The sequence below is a fragment of the Aquaticitalea lipolytica genome, assembly GCF_014641635.1.
Classification (GTDB): Bacteria; Bacteroidota; Bacteroidia; order Flavobacteriales; family Flavobacteriaceae; genus Aquaticitalea; species Aquaticitalea lipolytica.
Map to the genome: position 1 here is coordinate 26,977 of NZ_BMIC01000001.1, position 17,456 is coordinate 44,432.

16 protein-coding genes and 1 other RNA gene are annotated in these 17,456 nt (G+C 30.3%); 6 read left to right on the top strand and 11 right to left on the bottom strand.

The features are described 5' to 3' along the window. Positions 1-7: 7 nt before the first annotated feature. From aroQ to IEW41_RS00140, 3 genes are all read right to left on the bottom strand, one after another. Positions 8-424 carry a type II 3-dehydroquinate dehydratase gene (gene aroQ / locus IEW41_RS00130; RefSeq protein ID WP_188604310.1) on the bottom strand — a complete coding sequence of 139 codons (417 nt, stop codon included), beginning with the start codon at positions 422-424 and terminating at the stop codon, positions 8-10. A gap of 80 nt (positions 425-504) precedes the next feature. Next, positions 505-1,017 (bottom strand): outer membrane beta-barrel protein, encoded by a 513-nt coding sequence (locus IEW41_RS00135; RefSeq protein WP_188604311.1) that lies wholly within the window; start codon positions 1,015-1,017, stop codon positions 505-507. A 180-nt stretch (positions 1,018-1,197) separates the two neighbouring features. Further along, complete coding sequence (locus IEW41_RS00140; RefSeq protein WP_188604312.1) at positions 1,198-1,740, bottom strand: porin family protein; 543 nt, start codon at positions 1,738-1,740, stop codon at positions 1,198-1,200. 256 nt (positions 1,741-1,996) lie between these two features. Between IEW41_RS00140 and xerD the strand changes: the two genes are divergently transcribed. Together xerD and IEW41_RS00150 are read left to right on the top strand one after the other, a co-directional pair. Continuing rightward, entirely contained in the window at positions 1,997-2,893 is an 897-nt protein-coding gene (gene xerD / locus IEW41_RS00145) for a site-specific tyrosine recombinase XerD (protein WP_188604313.1), read from the top strand. 80 nt (positions 2,894-2,973) lie between these two features. Next, a complete protein-coding gene (locus IEW41_RS00150; protein ID WP_188604314.1) occupies positions 2,974-4,125 on the top strand; it encodes a PAS domain-containing sensor histidine kinase in 1,152 nt (383 codons plus the stop codon). A 20-nt stretch (positions 4,126-4,145) separates the two neighbouring features. On the opposite strand, the gene rny is transcribed toward IEW41_RS00150, so the two are convergent. The 4 genes from rny to IEW41_RS00170 all read right to left on the bottom strand — a co-directional run bounded on the left by rny (position 4,146) and on the right by IEW41_RS00170 (position 6,540). Beyond that, entirely contained in the window at positions 4,146-5,723 is a 1,578-nt protein-coding gene (gene rny / locus IEW41_RS00155) for a ribonuclease Y (protein ID WP_188604315.1), read from the bottom strand. A 54-nt stretch (positions 5,724-5,777) separates the two neighbouring features. Beyond that, a non-coding RNA gene (gene ssrS, locus IEW41_RS00160) (6S RNA) lies at positions 5,778-5,885 on the bottom strand. A gap of 54 nt (positions 5,886-5,939) precedes the next feature. After that, positions 5,940-6,233: a cell division protein ZapA gene (locus IEW41_RS00165; protein ID WP_188604316.1), complete on the bottom strand. Its 294-nt coding sequence runs from the start codon at positions 6,231-6,233 to the stop codon at positions 5,940-5,942. A gap of 16 nt (positions 6,234-6,249) precedes the next feature. After that, a complete protein-coding gene (locus tag IEW41_RS00170; protein ID WP_188604317.1) occupies positions 6,250-6,540 on the bottom strand; it encodes a coiled-coil domain-containing protein in 291 nt (96 codons plus the stop codon). A gap of 308 nt (positions 6,541-6,848) precedes the next feature. Between IEW41_RS00170 and IEW41_RS00175 the strand changes: the two genes are divergently transcribed. Together IEW41_RS00175 and IEW41_RS00180 are read left to right on the top strand one after the other, a co-directional pair. Then, the gene (locus tag IEW41_RS00175; protein ID WP_188604318.1) at positions 6,849-8,534 is read left to right on the top strand and encodes a M23 family metallopeptidase; all 1,686 of its coding nucleotides are present in this window, start codon (positions 6,849-6,851) and stop codon (positions 8,532-8,534) included. 12 nt (positions 8,535-8,546) lie between these two features. Further along, entirely contained in the window at positions 8,547-11,009 is a 2,463-nt protein-coding gene (locus IEW41_RS00180; protein WP_188604319.1) for a carboxypeptidase-like regulatory domain-containing protein, read from the top strand. A 5-nt stretch (positions 11,010-11,014) separates the two neighbouring features. Here IEW41_RS00180 and IEW41_RS00185 read toward each other — a convergent pair whose 3' ends face one another. Then, the gene (locus IEW41_RS00185; protein WP_188604320.1) at positions 11,015-12,460 is read right to left on the bottom strand and encodes a phage tail-like protein; all 1,446 of its coding nucleotides are present in this window, start codon (positions 12,458-12,460) and stop codon (positions 11,015-11,017) included. Between the two features lie 149 nt (positions 12,461-12,609). Between IEW41_RS00185 and IEW41_RS00190 the strand changes: the two genes are divergently transcribed. Continuing rightward, positions 12,610-14,391, top strand: coding sequence for a DUF8693 domain-containing protein (locus IEW41_RS00190; protein ID WP_188604321.1), 1,782 nt, complete (start codon positions 12,610-12,612; stop codon positions 14,389-14,391). Here the strand turns inward: IEW41_RS00190 and IEW41_RS00195 are convergent. After that, entirely contained in the window at positions 14,388-15,536 is a 1,149-nt protein-coding gene (locus tag IEW41_RS00195; protein WP_188604322.1) for a cysteine desulfurase family protein, read from the bottom strand. The two genes, IEW41_RS00190 and IEW41_RS00195, sit on opposite strands and share 4 nt — an antisense overlap. A 101-nt stretch (positions 15,537-15,637) precedes the next feature. Between IEW41_RS00195 and IEW41_RS00200 the strand changes: the two genes are divergently transcribed. Beyond that, the gene (locus IEW41_RS00200; protein WP_188604323.1) at positions 15,638-16,570 is read left to right on the top strand and encodes a hypothetical protein; all 933 of its coding nucleotides are present in this window, start codon (positions 15,638-15,640) and stop codon (positions 16,568-16,570) included. A gap of 1 nt (position 16,571) precedes the next feature. On the opposite strand, the gene IEW41_RS00205 is transcribed toward IEW41_RS00200, so the two are convergent. Then, on the bottom strand, positions 16,572-17,132 hold the full coding sequence (locus tag IEW41_RS00205) for a DUF8465 domain-containing protein (protein ID WP_188604324.1): 561 nt from the start codon (positions 17,130-17,132) through the stop codon (positions 16,572-16,574). A gap of 3 nt (positions 17,133-17,135) precedes the next feature. Continuing rightward, positions 17,136-17,321, bottom strand: coding sequence for a hypothetical protein (locus IEW41_RS00210; RefSeq protein ID WP_188604325.1), 186 nt, complete (start codon positions 17,319-17,321; stop codon positions 17,136-17,138). Positions 17,322-17,456: the final 135 nt, after the last annotated feature.

The following is a 17,456-nucleotide window of genomic DNA, read 5'->3' on the forward strand; positions in this document are numbered from 1 at the left end:
CTATTTTCTAAATAAAACTCTGTACTGCTAATTCATAGCTCTGTAATCCGAAACCAATAATTATACCTCTTGCATTAGGCGACACATAAGACTTATGCCTAAATTTTTCTCTATCAAATGTGTTAGAAATATGAACCTCAATTACAGGAGTTTTAATAGCTTTTACTGCATCTCCAATTCCTACAGATGTATGTGTATATGCAGCTGCATTTAAAACAATACCATCATAACTAAAGCCAACCTCTTGTAGTTTATCTATAAGCTCTCCTTCGATGTTAGATTGAAAATAATCAAAATGAATATTAGTATACTTCGCTTTTAACTCATCTAAAAATTCTGTAAACGACAAATTACCATAAATTTCAGGCTCTCGTGTACCTAATAAATTTAAATTAGGACCATTAATAATCATTAGTTTCTTCATAATGTAAATATATCAAAAAATTAAGCACAAAAAAACCGAAGTAATTAGCTTCGGTTTTTTAAAATATGATTGTTTTAAATTTAGAATTTATAACCAATACCTACATTTAAAGTATTAATTCTATCCTTAAGATCTCCACCATCTTTAATTCGGTTTGTTACCTCAAAACCATATCTAGCTTCAATAAAGAAATTTTCGTTGATATCGTAATTTGCACCAAAAGTAAGGTCAATTCCTAATGTGTTAAAACCTTCTACAACATCTTCTAAAATTAAATTAGCTTGAGGCCCAGCTAATATTCCAAATTGCTCAGATACCATAAATTTTGCTAATACAGGAATATACAAGAAATTAGTCTCGCTAGCATTAGCATAAAGAACTTCTGGTTGTATATGAAACTTCTCTGAAATAGTGAAATCTCCTAATACTCCAATATAGAATCCTGATTCACTTGATGAAAATGAATCTCCTTCAAAAGATGCTTTTTCAGTAATGTTAGTGTAACCTGCAGTAACACCAAATTTTGAATCTTGTGCATTAACGTTTGATAATCCAAACGCTACAATTGCAGTAAGTAATAATATTTTTTTCATAATAAATTTGAGTTTAATTATTAAAATTTGTGCTACAAATATATTTTATAGTTTTAGATTGAGCAAGTAAATAATCGCAATTCTATATGAATAAACTTACAACAAGTTTATGACTTTAAAGCATACAAAAAGAGGAAGCTAAATAGCCTCCTCTTTTATAATATTTACATTTTAACTTAGTTAGAACATATATCCAACTGAAATTTGAATTACATTATTTTTAAGATCACCATCACCATCAAGGATATTACCAAATCCTAAATTGTAACGAGCTGCAAAGTTTAGTCCTGTTTCCATTTGGTAAGCTAAACCTACTGCACCACTGAAATCAGTACTCTTTAAAAAATCTTTAACGTCTTCTCCGTCGTCTTTAGCTGACATTAAGAAACCTATTTGTGGTCCAGCTTCAATACTAAAACCATCAGCTACCATAAATTTAGCTAAAACAGGAACACTAAGATAATCTAGTTTTAAATCACCTCCATCATAAGAAGCTCCTTGAGAAGAATACATTAACTCAGGTTGTACAGAAAATTTATCTGAAACACCAATGTTTACAACACCTCCAACATGAAATGAAGTTAAACCATCTAGACCATCAGAGTCATCTCCACCTAAACTAGCAAAGTTAACACCTGCTTTTGCTCCGAACTTTACTTCTTGAGCATTAACATTACTTAATCCAAAAGCTGCGATTGCAGCACATAAAATTAATTTTTTCATTTTTTTTAAGTTTTTAAAATTGATTAAGTCAAATTAAACACATTTTTTCTAAATGTACTAATTTTATTAACTACTTATTAACAATTTAATTAACAATTTGAATTTATAATATTGATTTTGAAGTACTTGAGATTTTTAGTTATTAACAAAAATAGGCTGAAATACGACATTTATCGTATGGTTTATATTATGTATAGTTGATGAATAATCTTATTTTTACTCTAATTTCACATACATTTTTAAACACATATAACTCATGAAATGGCAAAACGCTCTTAAAGATTACAAACATTATTTAAAAATAGAGCGTGGCTTATCAAAAAATTCGATAACTAACTATGAGTATGATATAAACAAACTTATAGATTATCTAGAAACAAATAATATTACTGTCTCACCTATTAATATTAGCAACGAAGTTATTCAGCCATTTATTTATGATGTATCCAAAAACGTTAATCCTAGATCACAATCGAGACTAATTTCAGGTTTGCGTAGCTTTTTTAGCTATTTGGTTTTTGAAGATTACAGAACTACAAATCCTTTAGATTTAATTGAGTCTCCTAAAATTGGTAGAAAACTTCCCGATACACTAAGCATTGAAGAAATTGACTCATTAATTAATGCTATAGATTTAAGTAAGCCTGAAGGACAACGCAACAAAGCTATATTAGAAACATTATATAGTTGTGGTTTACGTGTAAGTGAATTAACTAATCTAAAAATATCAGACTTATTCTTTGAAGAAGGCTTCATAAAAGTAACTGGTAAAGGCGATAAACAGCGTTTTGTACCAATTGGACCTTCTACTCAAAAGTATATAACTATTTATATAAAAGAGATACGCTCACATATAACTATTTCTCCATTATATAAGGACACCTTATTTTTAAATAGACGCGGAAAACAGTTAACACGAGCTATGATTTTTACAATAATAAAACAACTAGCAGAAAAAATAGGGCTAAATAAAAACATATCTCCACATACTTTTAGACATTCGTTTGCAACTCACCTTTTAGAGAATGGAGCCGATTTACGTGCCATACAATTAATGTTAGGTCATGAAAGTATAACAACTACCGAAATCTATATGCATGTAGATAGATCTCATTTAAAAGAAGTATTAACTAAATATCATCCAAGAAAATAGTGCATTTTATCGAGGTTTTGTGTTTTTTATCGTTTTTTTATTTAAGTTTGTAGAAAATAATTGTTCCCAAAGCTATTATAATGCCTAACTATATTCTACCTAAAGTTAAACTTCCTTTTAAAAGTGAGTCAAATTATTTCGATGAGTTAAAATGGAAGTTTGCTCTTGAAAACTCTAAAATAGGGATTTGGGATTTTAACGCTACTACTAATAAAGTTTACTATTCACAAGAATCAAAAAATATAATTGGCTTTAACAATGAAGATTTTGGCTCTGACCCAAATGATTGGAATAATAGAGTTCATCCTGATGACAAAAAAAAATATTTCCAAGATTTTAAAGATCATTTAAATGGAATAAATGAAATTTATGTTAATGAGCATAGAATATTATGTAAAGATGGAACATACAAATGGATACTAGACAAAGGTAAAATTATAGAGTTTAACCCAAATGGAACTCCTAAACGTATAATTGGAACCCACACTGACATAACTAACTTAAAATTAACTGAATCTCAATTAAATATTCATATAACTGAAACAAAGCTTCAAAATGAAAAACTTCATAGTTTCAGCCACATGGTTAGTCATAATTTAAAATCTCATGCAGCAAACTTAGAAAGCATTTTAAGTTTCTATGATGAAGCTAGCAAAGAAGATGAAAAAATTGAAATGATAAATTATATTCATGAAATTTCTAAATCTCTGAATGAGACAATTTCTAATTTAAACGAACTAGTTTCAATAAAAAACAAAAAAGAAATAAGCACAAATTGGGTCGATTTGCACAAAAACACTAATGAGATAATTAGATTACTAAGTTTTGATATCAAATTGAATTCTGCCCAAATAATTAATACAATTGAACATAATATATCTATTCAATTTAATAGCGCTTATTTTGAGAGTATTATGCTCAATTTACTAACCAACTCATTAAAATACAAACAACCTAACAAATTACCTATAATTAATATTCATAGTGCTAATCACAAAGATTATGTTGAAATTATTATCAGTGATAATGGTTTAGGTATTGATTTAGAAAAATTTGGTAAAGATGTTTTTTCACTATATAAAACTTTTCATAACAATATAGATTCTGAAGGTGTTGGATTATATCTAGTAAAATCGCAAATAGAATCTCTTAACGGTTACGTAACTATAAAAAGCAAAGTAGGTGAAGGAACTAAGTTTTCTTTATTTTTTGCAAAAGAAAAAGCCAGTTAACGATTAACTGGCTTACTTATTTACTTAGCAATATTTACTGCTCTAGTTTCCCTAATCACAGTTACTTTAACTTGACCAGGATAAGTCATATCTGTTTGTATTTTTTGTGAAATCTCAAACGATAAATTTGCAGCTTGTTCATCGGTTACTTTTTCACTTTCAACCATAACTCGCAACTCACGACCTGCTTGTATAGCATAAGCTTTATTTACACCATTGAATCCGAAGGCTACATCTTCTAAATCTTTCAATCTTTGAATGTACGAATCTAGTACTTGACGTCTTGCTCCTGGTCTTGCTCCAGAAATAGCATCACAAACCTGAATAATAGGCGATAGTAACGTAGTCATTTCAATCTCGTCATGGTGAGCACCAATAGCATTACAAATTTCTGGCTTTTCACCATACTTTTCAGCCCATTGCATACCTAAAATAGCATGTGGTGTTTCCATGTCTGCTTCAGAATCTGGAACTTTACCTATATCATGTAACAATCCTGCTCTTTTGGCTAGTTTAGGGTTTAAACCTAACTCAGCTGCCATTACACCACAAAGCTTAGCAACTTCACGCGAGTGTTGTAATAAGTTTTGTCCGTAAGACGAACGGTATTTCATACGTCCTACCAATTTAATTAACTCTGGATGTAAACCATGAATTCCTAAGTCGATAACAGTTCGCTTACCAACTTCTATAATTTCTTGTTCAATTTGCTTTTGTGTTTTCTGAACAACTTCTTCAATTTTTGCAGGATGTATTCTACCATCAGTTACAAGTTTGTGTAACGACAAACGCGCTACCTCTCTTCTTACAGAGTCAAAACAAGATAAAATAATAGCTTCAGGTGTATCATCAACAATAATCTCTACTCCTGTTGCTGCTTCTATCGCTCTAATGTTTCGACCTTCACGACCAATAATTCGTCCTTTAACATCATCAGATTCAATATTAAATACAGACACACAATTATCTATTGCTTCTTCTGTACCAATACGTTGAATTGTATTTATGATAATCTTTTTAGCTTCTTGCTGAGCTGTTAATTTAGCTTCTTCAATTGAACCTTGAACAAATGCCATTGCATCTGCTTTAGCTTCATTTTTAAGCGACTCGACCAATTGTGATTTAGCTTCTTCTGCCGAAAGTCCAGATATAACCTCTAACTGCTTAATTTGGCTTTTGTGAGCTTTTTCTACTTCTTCTTTTTTCTTTTCTAAAAATTCAAGTCTAAAATCGTAATCTTTAATTTTGTCTTCTAAATCTTGAGAAAGCTTTTTGTTTTTACCTAGTTCGCTAGATATTTGAGATTCTTTATCGCGAGTACGTTTTTCAGCTTCAGCCATTTTTTTATCTCTAGATAAAATAACTGTTTCGTGCTCAGCTTTTAATTCAATAAATTTTTCTTTGGCTTGAAGCAGCTTGTCTTTTTTAATTGACTCTCCTTCTGTATTTGCCTGTTTTAAAATTGATGCAGCTTCAGATTGTGCATCTTTTATAAGTTTTGAAGCATTACTTTTTTCTAATGCCTTAGCTACAATATATCCTAATATTACGCCTAATATTACTCCTCCAACAATTAATAAAATTGTATTCGTATCCATGTTTAGTTTAGTTTAATGTATAAAAAAAGCCTACATCAGTTTCGAATTTTGTATAAACTCCTTAAAAACAAGTTTAGGGCTAACAAGCTGATCAAAAATCTGTTCAAAGACAGCTCGATTTTACAACTTAAACTCACCCTTTTTAAAGAATTAACGTTGAGTTTATCAAAAAAAATAACTAATGTAGGCAGTAACCTATGTTTATTTTAAAGAACGTTAAGAGATTAAATGCGAATGAAGTAAATCGTCTAAAGCAGATAACCTGTTTTTGACATCTTCATTAACATACTCTTTATCTATCGATTTTTGTTCTACTTGAGATGCAAATTGTAATGCACACATTGCTAATACATCTTGTTTATCTCTCACAGAATAATTCTGCTCAAATTGGCTAATCATTGTTTCAATTTTCTTAGCTGCTTTACGTAATCCTTCTTCCTGATCTGGTGATATGGTTAAAGGGTATACTCTGTTAGCTATAGATAGCTTAATTTTTAGCTGTTCTGACATTTATGATAGCTTTACATTATTCTGATAATTGAGCAATACAATGATCAATATCTTTAATTAATGTATTTATTTTGAGCTTTGTTTCTCGTTTATTTTCATCACTGCCCAACATTGAATTTGCAATTTTGAGTGATTCAAATTTATCAACCCAAGTACTTATTTCTTCTTGTTGTTGAATAATTTTTTGCTGATGGTTAGCTAATTCATCCGAAAGCTTCGCATTGGTTTGTTTCAAAACCTCATATTTATGCAAAACTTTGCTGATTTTATTCTCTAAAGAATCAACAATATCTTCAATTTTACTCATTTACAATTTTCAATACTGATGTAACAAAGTTAACATACCAAATCAAAAATTACAATTCTTTTACAATAAATTTTAAAATATTTAATTATTAGATGAATAAACTCCGTTAATACAACTGTAAATATTGAAGTTATATGATTTATTTTTAATTTTTACTCTTTGCAATTTTTAAGCTTTATTAACTTTTTTTAATATTTTTAGACTTTCTAACGTTATATACATGAAATGTTTAAAACAATATTTATAATATTAATTTTAAACATTCTTTAGACATAACATCTGACCTTTAAAAACAACTAATATTACAGATGAAATACATTTTAGTTTCCCTCTTAATAACCCAATTAAGTTTTTCTCAAGTTGAATATCCTCAAAATTATTTTAGAAGCCCATTAGATATTACTCTAGTGCTTTCTGGAACTTTTGCCGAGTTACGAACTAATCATTTTCATTCTGGTTTAGATATAAAAACACAACAAAAAGTTGGTAAAAATGTGTACACTGCTGCTGAAGGTTATGTAAGTAGAATTAAAATTCAGCATTATGGTTATGGCAAGGCTTTATATGTAACTCATCCTAATGGCTACACTACTGTTTATGGTCATTTACAAAGTTTTTCTCCAAAAATTGAAGCTTATATAAAAGCTAAACAGTATGAAAAAGAAAGTTATGAAATTGAGGTATTTCCTTCTGCTTCAGATTTAGCTGTTAGTAAAGACGAAATTATTGCCTATTCAGGCAACACAGGTGGTTCTGGTGGACCACATTTACATTTTGAAATTAGAGATAATGAAGAACGACCAATTAATCCTTTGTTATTTGGCATTAATGTAAAAGATTCTAAATCGCCATTAATTAGTGCTGTTTTTGCATACCCTAAAGATGAAAACTCTTTTATTAATGGTAAAAATAATAGAACTGAATTAAGATTAATTCCTTCTAAAGGAAATGAATATACTGTAGAGAATATTGAAGCTATAGGAAAAATTGGTTTTGGTGTTGTGGCTTACGATCAGCAAGACCTAGCCAATAATTATAATGGCGTATACAATATTCAAACGTTCTTTAATGGCAATAGAAAATTTGAAATGGATTTTTTCCGCTTTTCTTTTGATGAAAGCAGACATATTAATCGTTTTCTTGATTATGAGTACTACAAAGCAAAAAGGTCTAGAATACAAAAGTTGTTTGTTGAAAAAGACAATCCATTAAGTATGTATAAAAATTTAGATGAGAATGGATATATAACTATTGAAAATGGAACATCATCAGTTTATAAAGTAAAAATCTCTGATTTTAAAGGCAATGAAAGTTGGATAAATATACATATTGATGGAAACCAGCCTAAAGCAATCCTAAAAAAGCCTGAAAACAAAAAAAACTATTATGTTTTTGCAAATCAAGCAACAAACCTAAAAGACAAAAATGTATCTGTCTATTTTGCGCCAAACAGCTTTTATGATGATACTTTTATAGATTTTAAAGTCAGTAATGATACTATATATCTTGATGAAGACAAAATTCCGCTTCAAAAAAATGTATCATTACAATACGATATAAGTAACTATAAAGAATCTGATAAAGACAGGCTATTTATTGCCGAATTATTGGGTTATAAAAAATACCCAAGTTATTTATCTACAAAAAGGAAAGATAATACACTTTCTGCATATTCTAACGCTTTAGGAACCTATGCTTTGGTTTTAGATACTACAAACCCAACCATTACACCTACAAATTTTAAAGATGGCAAATGGATAAGTAATTACAGATATTTAACTTTAAAAATTAGCGACGATTTATCAGGAATTAGTAATTATAGAGCTACTGTAAATGGAAAATGGATACTTATGGAGTATGAATATAAAAACGGAAGTCTTACTTTTGATTTTAATGATAATGTAATTACTGATACTAAAAACGAATTGAAGCTAGTTGTTACAGATAATGTTGGAAATAGTTCTACATTTGAAGCAACATTTTTCAGAAAATAAAACCAATCTCTATTGAAAGCATCATTTTATCTACAATTATTCTTCTTTTTATGTCTTCCTCTTTTGGGGTTTTCACAATCAGGAACTATTAAGGGAGTTATACTAGACGAAACAAATTCACCTGTTCCAAACGTAAGTATAAAAGCTCTAGACAAAGGCACAACTACTAATGAAAATGGTTTTTATGAACTAAAAATTCCTGCAAATACAGACGTAACTATTGAGTTTACACATATTACATTTAAGCGTGTTGTGGTAACTTTTAAATTAAAAAATGGTCAAGAACTAGAGTTTAACCCTGTAATGCTATTAAATATTGAGCAGATTCCTACAGTAGTTATTAATACTAATACAAGACAAAAAGTTGATGGTGTAACTACTATTTCTCCACAGTTACTAAGAACAATAAAAGGTGCGCAACCAGGTGTTGAGAATATTTTAAAAACATTACCAGGAATTAACATTTCTAATGAATTAAGTACACAATACTCTGTTAGAGGAGGGAATTTTGATGAAAACCTTGTTTATGTAAACGAAATTGAAGTATATCGTCCATTTTTAGTACGTTCAGGCCAACAAGAAGGTTTAAGTTTTGTTAATACCGATTTAGTTCAAAATGTTGATTTTTCTGCTGGAGGATTTCAAGCCAAATATGGAGATAAGTTGTCATCAGTATTAGATATAACTTATAAAGAACCTATTCGCTTTGCAATGAATGCCGATTTAAGCTTAACAGGAGGAAGTCTTTCTGCTGAAGCAATTTCTAAAGACTCAAAATTATCTGGTATTATTGGTTTACGTTATAGAGACAATAGCTTATTACTAAACTCACTAGAAACTGAAGGTATAGTTAAGCCTGTATTTGCAGACGCACAAACCTATTTAACATATAAGTTTACAGATAAATTTCATGTTAATTTTTTAGGTAATATATCTATAAACAAGTACAATTTTCAACCACAAAATAGACAAACAAATTTTGGTACTATTGATAATCCACTGGCTTTAATTGTGTTTTACGATGGTCAAGAAAAAGATAAATACCAAACTTATTTTGGCGCTATAAAAGCAAACTATTTTTTAAACGATAATGTTACTTTAAAGTTAATTGCATCTACTTACCATACATTAGAAGAAGAGTACTTTGATATATTGGCTCAATACAGACTTGGTGAAGTAAACAGTAATATTGGAGACGAGAATCTGGGAGAAGTAGAATTTAGTGAAGGTATTGGCTCACAGTTAACGCACGCTCGAAACGATTTAGATGCACTAATAACAAATATTGAACACAAAGGAGATTATACTAAAGGTGAAAACACTTTTGAGTGGTCAATTAAGTATACTCATGAAGATATAAGAGACCGTTTAGTTGAATGGGAAGTTATAGATTCTGCAGGATTTTCAATTAATCCACCACACTTAGATTTCTTTAACGAACAGCCTTACGAACCTTATCAAGGTCCACTTGTAGCTTTTCAGAATGTTAGAGCTACAAATAGCGTTCAAATAGACAGATTACAAGCTTATTTGCAGTGGAGTAAACGCACAATATTGGGAGATAATGAAGTGTTCTATAATGCTGGTGTTAGAGCACATAATTGGGTGGTTAATGGTGATGGTATTAGTGGAGAAAATCAGATAGTATTTAGTCCAAGAGCACAATTTGCTATAAAACCAAACTGGAATAAGGACATGCTTTTTAGAGTTGCTGGAGGATTATATTACCAACCACCATTTTATAGAGAATTAAGAGACTCTTCAGGTGTGGTAAGACCAAATGTAAAAGCGCAAAAATCAATTCATTTTGTATTAGGTAATGAGTATAGTTTTAATATGTGGGACAGACCTTTTAAACTAGTTTCTGAAGCCTACTACAAAAAAATGACAGATGTAAATCCATACACTATTGAAAACGTTCGTATTCGTTATAGAGCAAAAAATAATGCAGAAGCTTACGCTTATGGTTTAGACCTTAGGTTAAATGGTGAATTTGTTCCAGGAACAGAATCTTGGTTTAGCTTTGGGTATTTAAAAACTGAAGAAAACATTGATGATAGAGGCTATATTGCACGTCCAACAGATCAGCGTTTAAAATTTGGAGTTTTGTTTCAAGACTACGTACCAAATATTCCTGAACTTAAAATGTACTTAAACTTAGTCTATAACACAGGTGTTCCTGGTGGCTCTCCAAGTTACACAGACCCTTATGACTATCAAAACAGATTAAGAGATTACAAACGCGCAGATGTTGGATTCTCTTATGTAATTGTTGATAGTGAAAAACAATATAAATCTAATTGGAAAAACAACTTTAAGGAACTAACTCTAGGAGTAGAAATATTTAACATGTTTGATGTTCAAAACTCAATTACAAATACGTGGGTTAGAGATGTTTACAGCAAGCGTCAATATGCAATTCCAAACTACTTAACACCACGTGTATTTAATGTTAGATTAACTATGAAATTTTAGGCTATTTAATTTATACTTAAATTTTCAGAAAACACGGCTAAAGTATCTGTACCACTACCTGTTAACCTTTGTACAAAAACTTCAACATAGTCACCTTGAGCCAGTTTTACGTTACAGTTTAAGGCAATATTTTGAATTTGAGTATTACTATCAATATAAGCAACAGCGTTTGATTGTGTTATTACTACACCGTTTTTAGCTAACATTATTGCATAAAAATCTCCAGCTGCATTCAAAACGCGAATAGACAATGAGCCAGTTACTTTAAAATTACGAGTAGCCAATCCATCATAAGTTAATCTATTTCCTCCACCAGAAGATGCAAAACGAAATAAACCATCTGTAGTAAAAGTACCTGTGCCTTCTATTTCAACTGCTGTTCCATCTGAGATAGTTTGTGTAAAGCCAGTTGTAAGTGAATTTGTATTGTAGAAATTTCCTGAAGCAACAAAATCTGTTTCTAATTCAAGCCCTGGTGAATTTACAAACCATTCTTTTGTAAAATAATAATTTGTGTAAGATCCAACTGTATAGCCATTAACATAGTTACCAACACCAGAAAACGCAGTACTCAATAAAACACCTTCGCCTACTGTTGGATTAGAACTTAAATCAACACCAATATTACCAGCAGAAACTTGACTAAAACCACTCACCTTTTCAATTAAACTAAAAGTTCCAGCAAAAGTCTCATATGTACCTGAGTTAGTATCTAACCAACCTTGATTATTTAAGAGCAAATCATTTATGCTTTCATAAGCAATTCCATCAGTATTACCAGCATATTGAACAATATTTAAAAATGCTAAATAAAAACCTTTTAATGTTCCTACTGAGTTTGAATTTGCAACAACTGAAGATTGAAGAACAAAATTTTGACTTCCAGATACATCATCAATGTTAAAAACAGTACCTCCAGGTGCAGACAGAGTTAGGTTTCTTATACTACCTCCATTGCTTCCTGAGAAAAGTGTTCCGCCTGGGAAAACCAAAATATCTTCATTTGTATCTAATCCTATTAGATATGCATTATTTAAGTCTATTGAATAATTTAAAACAATTGTTCCATTAATTTCATATAATGTATTTGTATCGAGCAGATAAGTAGAGCCACCACCAGCAGTTAGCTCATCAGATAAATCTGCTACACTTTTTACTAGTTTATAATTGTTTCTTTTATCTCCTCCTCCAATAGGCTGCCAAGTTGTTCCATCAAAATAATAAAACACATCTAAATCAGCATCAAAAACCAAGAGGCCTTTAGCTGGACTAGCAATTGCAACTCGTTCTGCAGTAGTCATTCTAGGCGTTAAAACACCTTGAGTTGTTGAACTCATATCTAAAATTGATGACGCATCTGGAGTTGTAGTACCAATCCCAACTTGGGAGTAAGATGAAGTAATAAAAAAAGTAAATAATAAAGCGGTTAAGTAGGTAAATCTTAAATTCATAATAGTTTAGGGATTCTTATATCTATAGCAATTCTGGTTTTCAATATATGTAAAAAAACCGCTATAATGCAAATATATTCGATAAAATACTTAATTTATTTTTTTTTATCAATTTTTAATTTACATTTACAATTCCTAAATCTATCTAGATGAGAAACCTAGTCACTATTATCTGCTTATCATTCAGCATCAATTTGGTTGCACAACTTTCGGTTAGAAATGACAGTTATATTTTTGTTAATGATGAAATAGTTTTTGTTGAAGACTATATAAACCTTGAAGAAAGTACTACTAAGCTATATTTAAGAAATGAAGGACAATTAGTTCAAGGTTCTGGTAGTACTGGAAACTCAGGTATTGGCGAACTAAGTGTGCAGCAAGATGGAACCGTAAACCAGTGGTCATATAATTATTGGTGTTCTCCAGTTGGTAATGTTGATTTAAACTCTACTTTAAATAGAGATTTTAGAGTAAACTTAATTGACGATCCATTAATAATCACTCCTAGTTTAATTGATAGTCAAGATGCTGTTTTTACAACCTCTTATAATGGAATTTCAAGTCCATTAACAATATCAGATTCTTGGCTTTGGACATATGTAACGTCATCTAACTATAGTGATTGGGAATATGTTGGTCCTACAGGAAATGTAAAAACAGGATTAGGTTTTACAATGAAAGGAATGGGAACTGGAGTTTTTGGTAACCAATTATATGAGTTTAGAGGAAAACCAAATAATGGAGATATTTTAAATACAGTAGCTCCAGCAAAATGGACTTTAGTAGGAAATCCTTATCCTTCTGCTATTGATGCTTTAGATCTTATACATGATCCACAAAATACTTCTTCAATAAATGGTGTATTATACTATTGGGAACAACAACCTGGTAATGGTTCAACTGGATCACATTATATTGCAGATTATGTTGGTGGCTATGCAAGTTATACTATATCTGCAGGTGGAGTAGAATCGTTTACTAAAGCTACTTTTATCACTTATTTAGAAAATGGTTTACCGTCAGCTTTACCTGGAACAATTAGTCCTACAACAAAAAGAGCAAGAAGATATATTCCAATTGGTCAAGGCTTTATGGTAAGAGGTGTCGCAAATAGCAATTTATTATTATCTAATAATCATAGAGTTTACTATAAGGAATCTAGTGCAGATAGTGAGTTTTTCAGATCTTCAAATATAAATTCAAATAACTCGGCTGACACATACGATGCTGAAGCTTCGTTTTATGTACCAGAAGACTATAAACGATTTAGAGTTTATGTAGATTTTAATGACATTTATACAAGAGAGTTGCTAATGAACTTTCATGCAACTGCAACGTCTGGTTTTGATTATGGACTTGAAGCTGTAAGCCCTGAAGGCGTAGCATCTGATGCATATTGGATAGGTGAAAATATTCCATACACAATTCAAGCATTTAATTTTGAAAGCAGCTTAAAAATTCCTTTAGTAATTAACTTAAACGAAGCAAAATCTATAAGAATAAGAATTAGTGATATTCAAAATTTTGATGTAACGCAGCCAATATATATTCATGATATTGAGAATGGTATTTATTTAGATTTAAGAACTCAAGATTTTGAAATTAACTTACCTCAAGGAAATTATAGTAATCGCTTTGAAGTTACATTTGAAGCAGAAACACTAAACATTACTGAAGTCGAAATTAATAATCTTAATATTTTTCAGAATAATAATGAGTTTGAGTTAACAGTACTTAATCCAACTCTTTTAGATGTAAAAGGTATTAGTTTGTATGATATTAACGGTAAACAAGTATTTAATTATTCAAACTTAGAGCTTCAAAATAAATATCGTTTTTCAACTAAATCTTTAAGTGATGGTGTTTATGTTGCATCTCTTGACTTAGGAAATGCTAAAGTGATAACTAAAAAGGTGATTGTGAAAAATTAATTGTTTACAAAAGAATTTAAAACTTCAATTACATAATCAACTTCGTCTTTAGTATTAAATTTACTAAACGAAAAACGAACAGAAGGGCGTTTTAAATGTACTTCATCTAAAATTTCAGTAAGTACGTGTGAGTTCTGGCTGCTTCCACTTTGGCAAGCACTTCCTTTAGAACAAGCAATCCCTTTTAAATCTAATTGAAATTGAAGCATAGCTGCTTTTTCAGGTGCTATTGGCAAACACACATTAAGTAACGTGTAAGTGCTATCTTCTATATCTTCACAATTTCCGTTAAATGATACTTCAGAAAACGACTTTTTAAGTGAGCTTATAAAATGCTTTTTTAAATCTAACACATACTCGCGCTCAACCTCTAAATTAGAATAAGATATTTTTAAAGCCTCTTCCATACCAACAATGTTGTGTATAGACTCAGTTCCTGCTCTATAACCTCGCTCCTGCTCTCCTCCAAAAATTGAAGCTTTTAGCCCAGAGTTTTTTCTAATAAATGCAAACCCAATACCTTTAGGTCCATGAAATTTATGTGCACTTGCTGCTAAAAAATCGATTGATATATCTTGTAAATCTAGTTTATAATGACCTACAGACTGTACAGTATCACTATGGAATAATGCATTGTTTAGTTTACATAAATCAGCAACACGCTTTATATCTAACGCATTACCAATTTCGTTATTTATATGCATTAATGATACTAATTGCTTTTTAGCTGATTGCAATAATTGCTCTAAATGCTGATAGTTTATGTTTCCTTTTGAATCTAAATTGACATACTTTACATCTATTTTAAACTCTTTTGATAATTCTTCAACTGTATGTAAAATAGCATGATGTTCAATTTTAGAAGTAATAATTTCTTCAACTTTTAAATCTCTAACAGCACTTCGTAACACTAAATTATCAGCCTCAGTGCCACCAGAAGTAAACACAATTTCCGAAGCCGAAACATTTAAAAATGAAGCTATTACTTTTCTTGATTGCTCAATTAATGCTTTAGATGAACGACCAAAACTATGCGTAGATGAAGCATTGCCGAAGTTTAATTTCATTACTTCAGTCATTCTATCTACAACTTCATTACGCATTGGAGTTGTTGCTGCATTATCAAAATAAATCTGCCTGCTCATCTTTAAATATTAAAGCGCAAAAATAAGTCAATTAAAATTATTTTCAACTTGCAACGTTATAAATTGACAAATCGTTTATTTTTGTTACCAAATCTATTGAAATGAGAAAATTGCTATTTATTTTTTGTTTAAGTCTACTATTTACATCATGTAATGATGGAGACATTATTACAGTTAATTTTGATTTTGATGACACTTTTACTCATTGTGGCGAGCTTGTCTTTTATAAAACAAAAAATGATCCAGCAGAGTCTTTATCATTAAAAGTGAATGGATATACTTTTGATGAAATTATACAAACAAGTATTAATACTACCAACCCACTTTTAGTAACTTTAGTTAATCCTACAATTCCTGTAATAACAATTAACTCAACAAATACGTTTAATTACAGAACTTATAGTAGTTTGCCTTCATCACCTTTTTGTAACGATATACCACCAGCAGATTTAAACATTACTAGAGATTCTGCAGCAACATCTGGTAGTGCATTTATTACAACAACACTTACTGAAGATGATAATGATGGAATACCTGCGGCTGATGAAGATGAAAACTTAGATGGAGATAATAATCCTGCAACAAACCCAACAGATACTGATGGAGATGGTTTACCTAACTATTTAGATGCAGATGACGATGGAGACAATGTTTTAACCAAAAATGAAGATAGTAATACTGATGGAGATAACAATCCATTTACAAACCCAAGAAATACTGATGGTGACAGCCTTCCAGATTATTTAGATGCTGATGATGATGGTGATGGTGTTTTAACACGTGATGAAGAAAATATTTCTGTAGATCAAAACCCTACAAATGATGTTACAACAGTTGGAGCTGGTCCAGATTTTTTAAACCCATTAGTTAGTACTACTGTTCCTGCAACAGCCTATAGAGTAAATACAATTAATCAAGTTTTTGTAATTGAAATTGAGTTTCAAAATGTACAATTTCCAAACATTACTCAACAAATACTAGATTTTGGAACTTTAACAGAAACTAGGACTAGATCTGTAACTCCAACGTTTTAAATTAAGACGCTACATTTTGATAAATATAAACTTCGGTAGCTCCTAAACCATATTTTTGGTAATCGGCATCATAGAACTTTACATTATCATATCGTGAAAAGAGGTACTCTAATTCTAATTTAAGAACTCCTTCACCAACACCATGAATAAATACAACTTTTTGAATGCGTTTTCGTATCGCAAAATCTAACTGACGCTTTGCTGTATCTAACTGTAATGTTAGCATATCGTGATTAGACATCTGCTTTGTTGAATTTGTTAATTGATGAATATGCAAATCAACTTCCATTGCAGGTAAGTTTCTTTCTTTAGGCTTTACTTTTGGTACTTGTCTCCTTTTTGGTTGCTCTTTTTCAGATATAACCGAATCAATAGAATGCTCTGCAAATAATTCAGATTTTAATGATGCTTTAGGGTTTATTTTTAGTAATTCTTTAGGATTAAAGTCAAGTTCAAATCCATCTTCAGTTTCAATAGAAATTATACTTTGGCTGATGCTTTTAATAACACCAGAAAAAGCTTCATCTATAACCAAAACAGTATCTCCAACTTTAAAATCCATATATTATTCTTGATTTTCAGAATCATCTTTACTAGGAATGTTTCGAGAAATACGATACACACCAATCATTAAAATACAAATACCTCCAATAAGTATATATTGGTTTTGATCTGCTCTAGCTTGCGCATAAATAGCTACAATTCCACCAATTACAATTAAAATAAAATTAAGTATTCTTGAAAAATTCATGTTTTACTTGCTTAAAAATCTGTGTTCGAAATTAAAGTTTAAAATTATATTTTTTATGATTTAAAGTAATATTTTATTAACGAGCTAAATTTAAAACTCTAGTTTTATACATTTGTAAAACCTAACTCTATTATT

What these genes read in the sequence shown, in the direction of transcription:
- IEW41_RS00170 (WP_188604317.1), bottom strand. Translation starts at nt 6,540, where the DNA reads ATGAGTAAAATTGAAGATATTGTTGATTCTTTAGAGAATAAAATCAGC.
- xerD (WP_188604313.1), top strand. Translation starts at nt 1,997, where the DNA reads ATGAAATGGCAAAACGCTCTTAAAGATTACAAACATTATTTAAAAATA.
- IEW41_RS00200 (WP_188604323.1), top strand. Translation starts at nt 15,638, where the DNA reads ATGAGAAAATTGCTATTTATTTTTTGTTTAAGTCTACTATTTACATCA.
- IEW41_RS00205 (WP_188604324.1), bottom strand. Translation starts at nt 17,132, where the DNA reads ATGGATTTTAAAGTTGGAGATACTGTTTTGGTTATAGATGAAGCTTTT.
- IEW41_RS00175 (WP_188604318.1), top strand. Translation starts at nt 6,849, where the DNA reads ATGAAATACATTTTAGTTTCCCTCTTAATAACCCAATTAAGTTTTTCT.
- IEW41_RS00195 (WP_188604322.1), bottom strand. Translation starts at nt 15,536, where the DNA reads ATGAGCAGGCAGATTTATTTTGATAATGCAGCAACAACTCCAATGCGT.
- IEW41_RS00190 (WP_188604321.1), top strand. Translation starts at nt 12,610, where the DNA reads ATGAGAAACCTAGTCACTATTATCTGCTTATCATTCAGCATCAATTTG.
- IEW41_RS00185 (WP_188604320.1), bottom strand. Translation starts at nt 12,460, where the DNA reads ATGAATTTAAGATTTACCTACTTAACCGCTTTATTATTTACTTTTTTT.
- aroQ (WP_188604310.1), bottom strand. Translation starts at nt 424, where the DNA reads ATGAAGAAACTAATGATTATTAATGGTCCTAATTTAAATTTATTAGGT.
- IEW41_RS00135 (WP_188604311.1), bottom strand. Translation starts at nt 1,017, where the DNA reads ATGAAAAAAATATTATTACTTACTGCAATTGTAGCGTTTGGATTATCA.
- rny (WP_188604315.1), bottom strand. Translation starts at nt 5,723, where the DNA reads ATGGATACGAATACAATTTTATTAATTGTTGGAGGAGTAATATTAGGC.
- IEW41_RS00150 (WP_188604314.1), top strand. Translation starts at nt 2,974, where the DNA reads ATGCCTAACTATATTCTACCTAAAGTTAAACTTCCTTTTAAAAGTGAG.
- IEW41_RS00165 (WP_188604316.1), bottom strand. Translation starts at nt 6,233, where the DNA reads ATGTCAGAACAGCTAAAAATTAAGCTATCTATAGCTAACAGAGTATAC.
- IEW41_RS00210 (WP_188604325.1), bottom strand. Translation starts at nt 17,321, where the DNA reads ATGAATTTTTCAAGAATACTTAATTTTATTTTAATTGTAATTGGTGGA.
- IEW41_RS00140 (WP_188604312.1), bottom strand. Translation starts at nt 1,740, where the DNA reads ATGAAAAAATTAATTTTATGTGCTGCAATCGCAGCTTTTGGATTAAGT.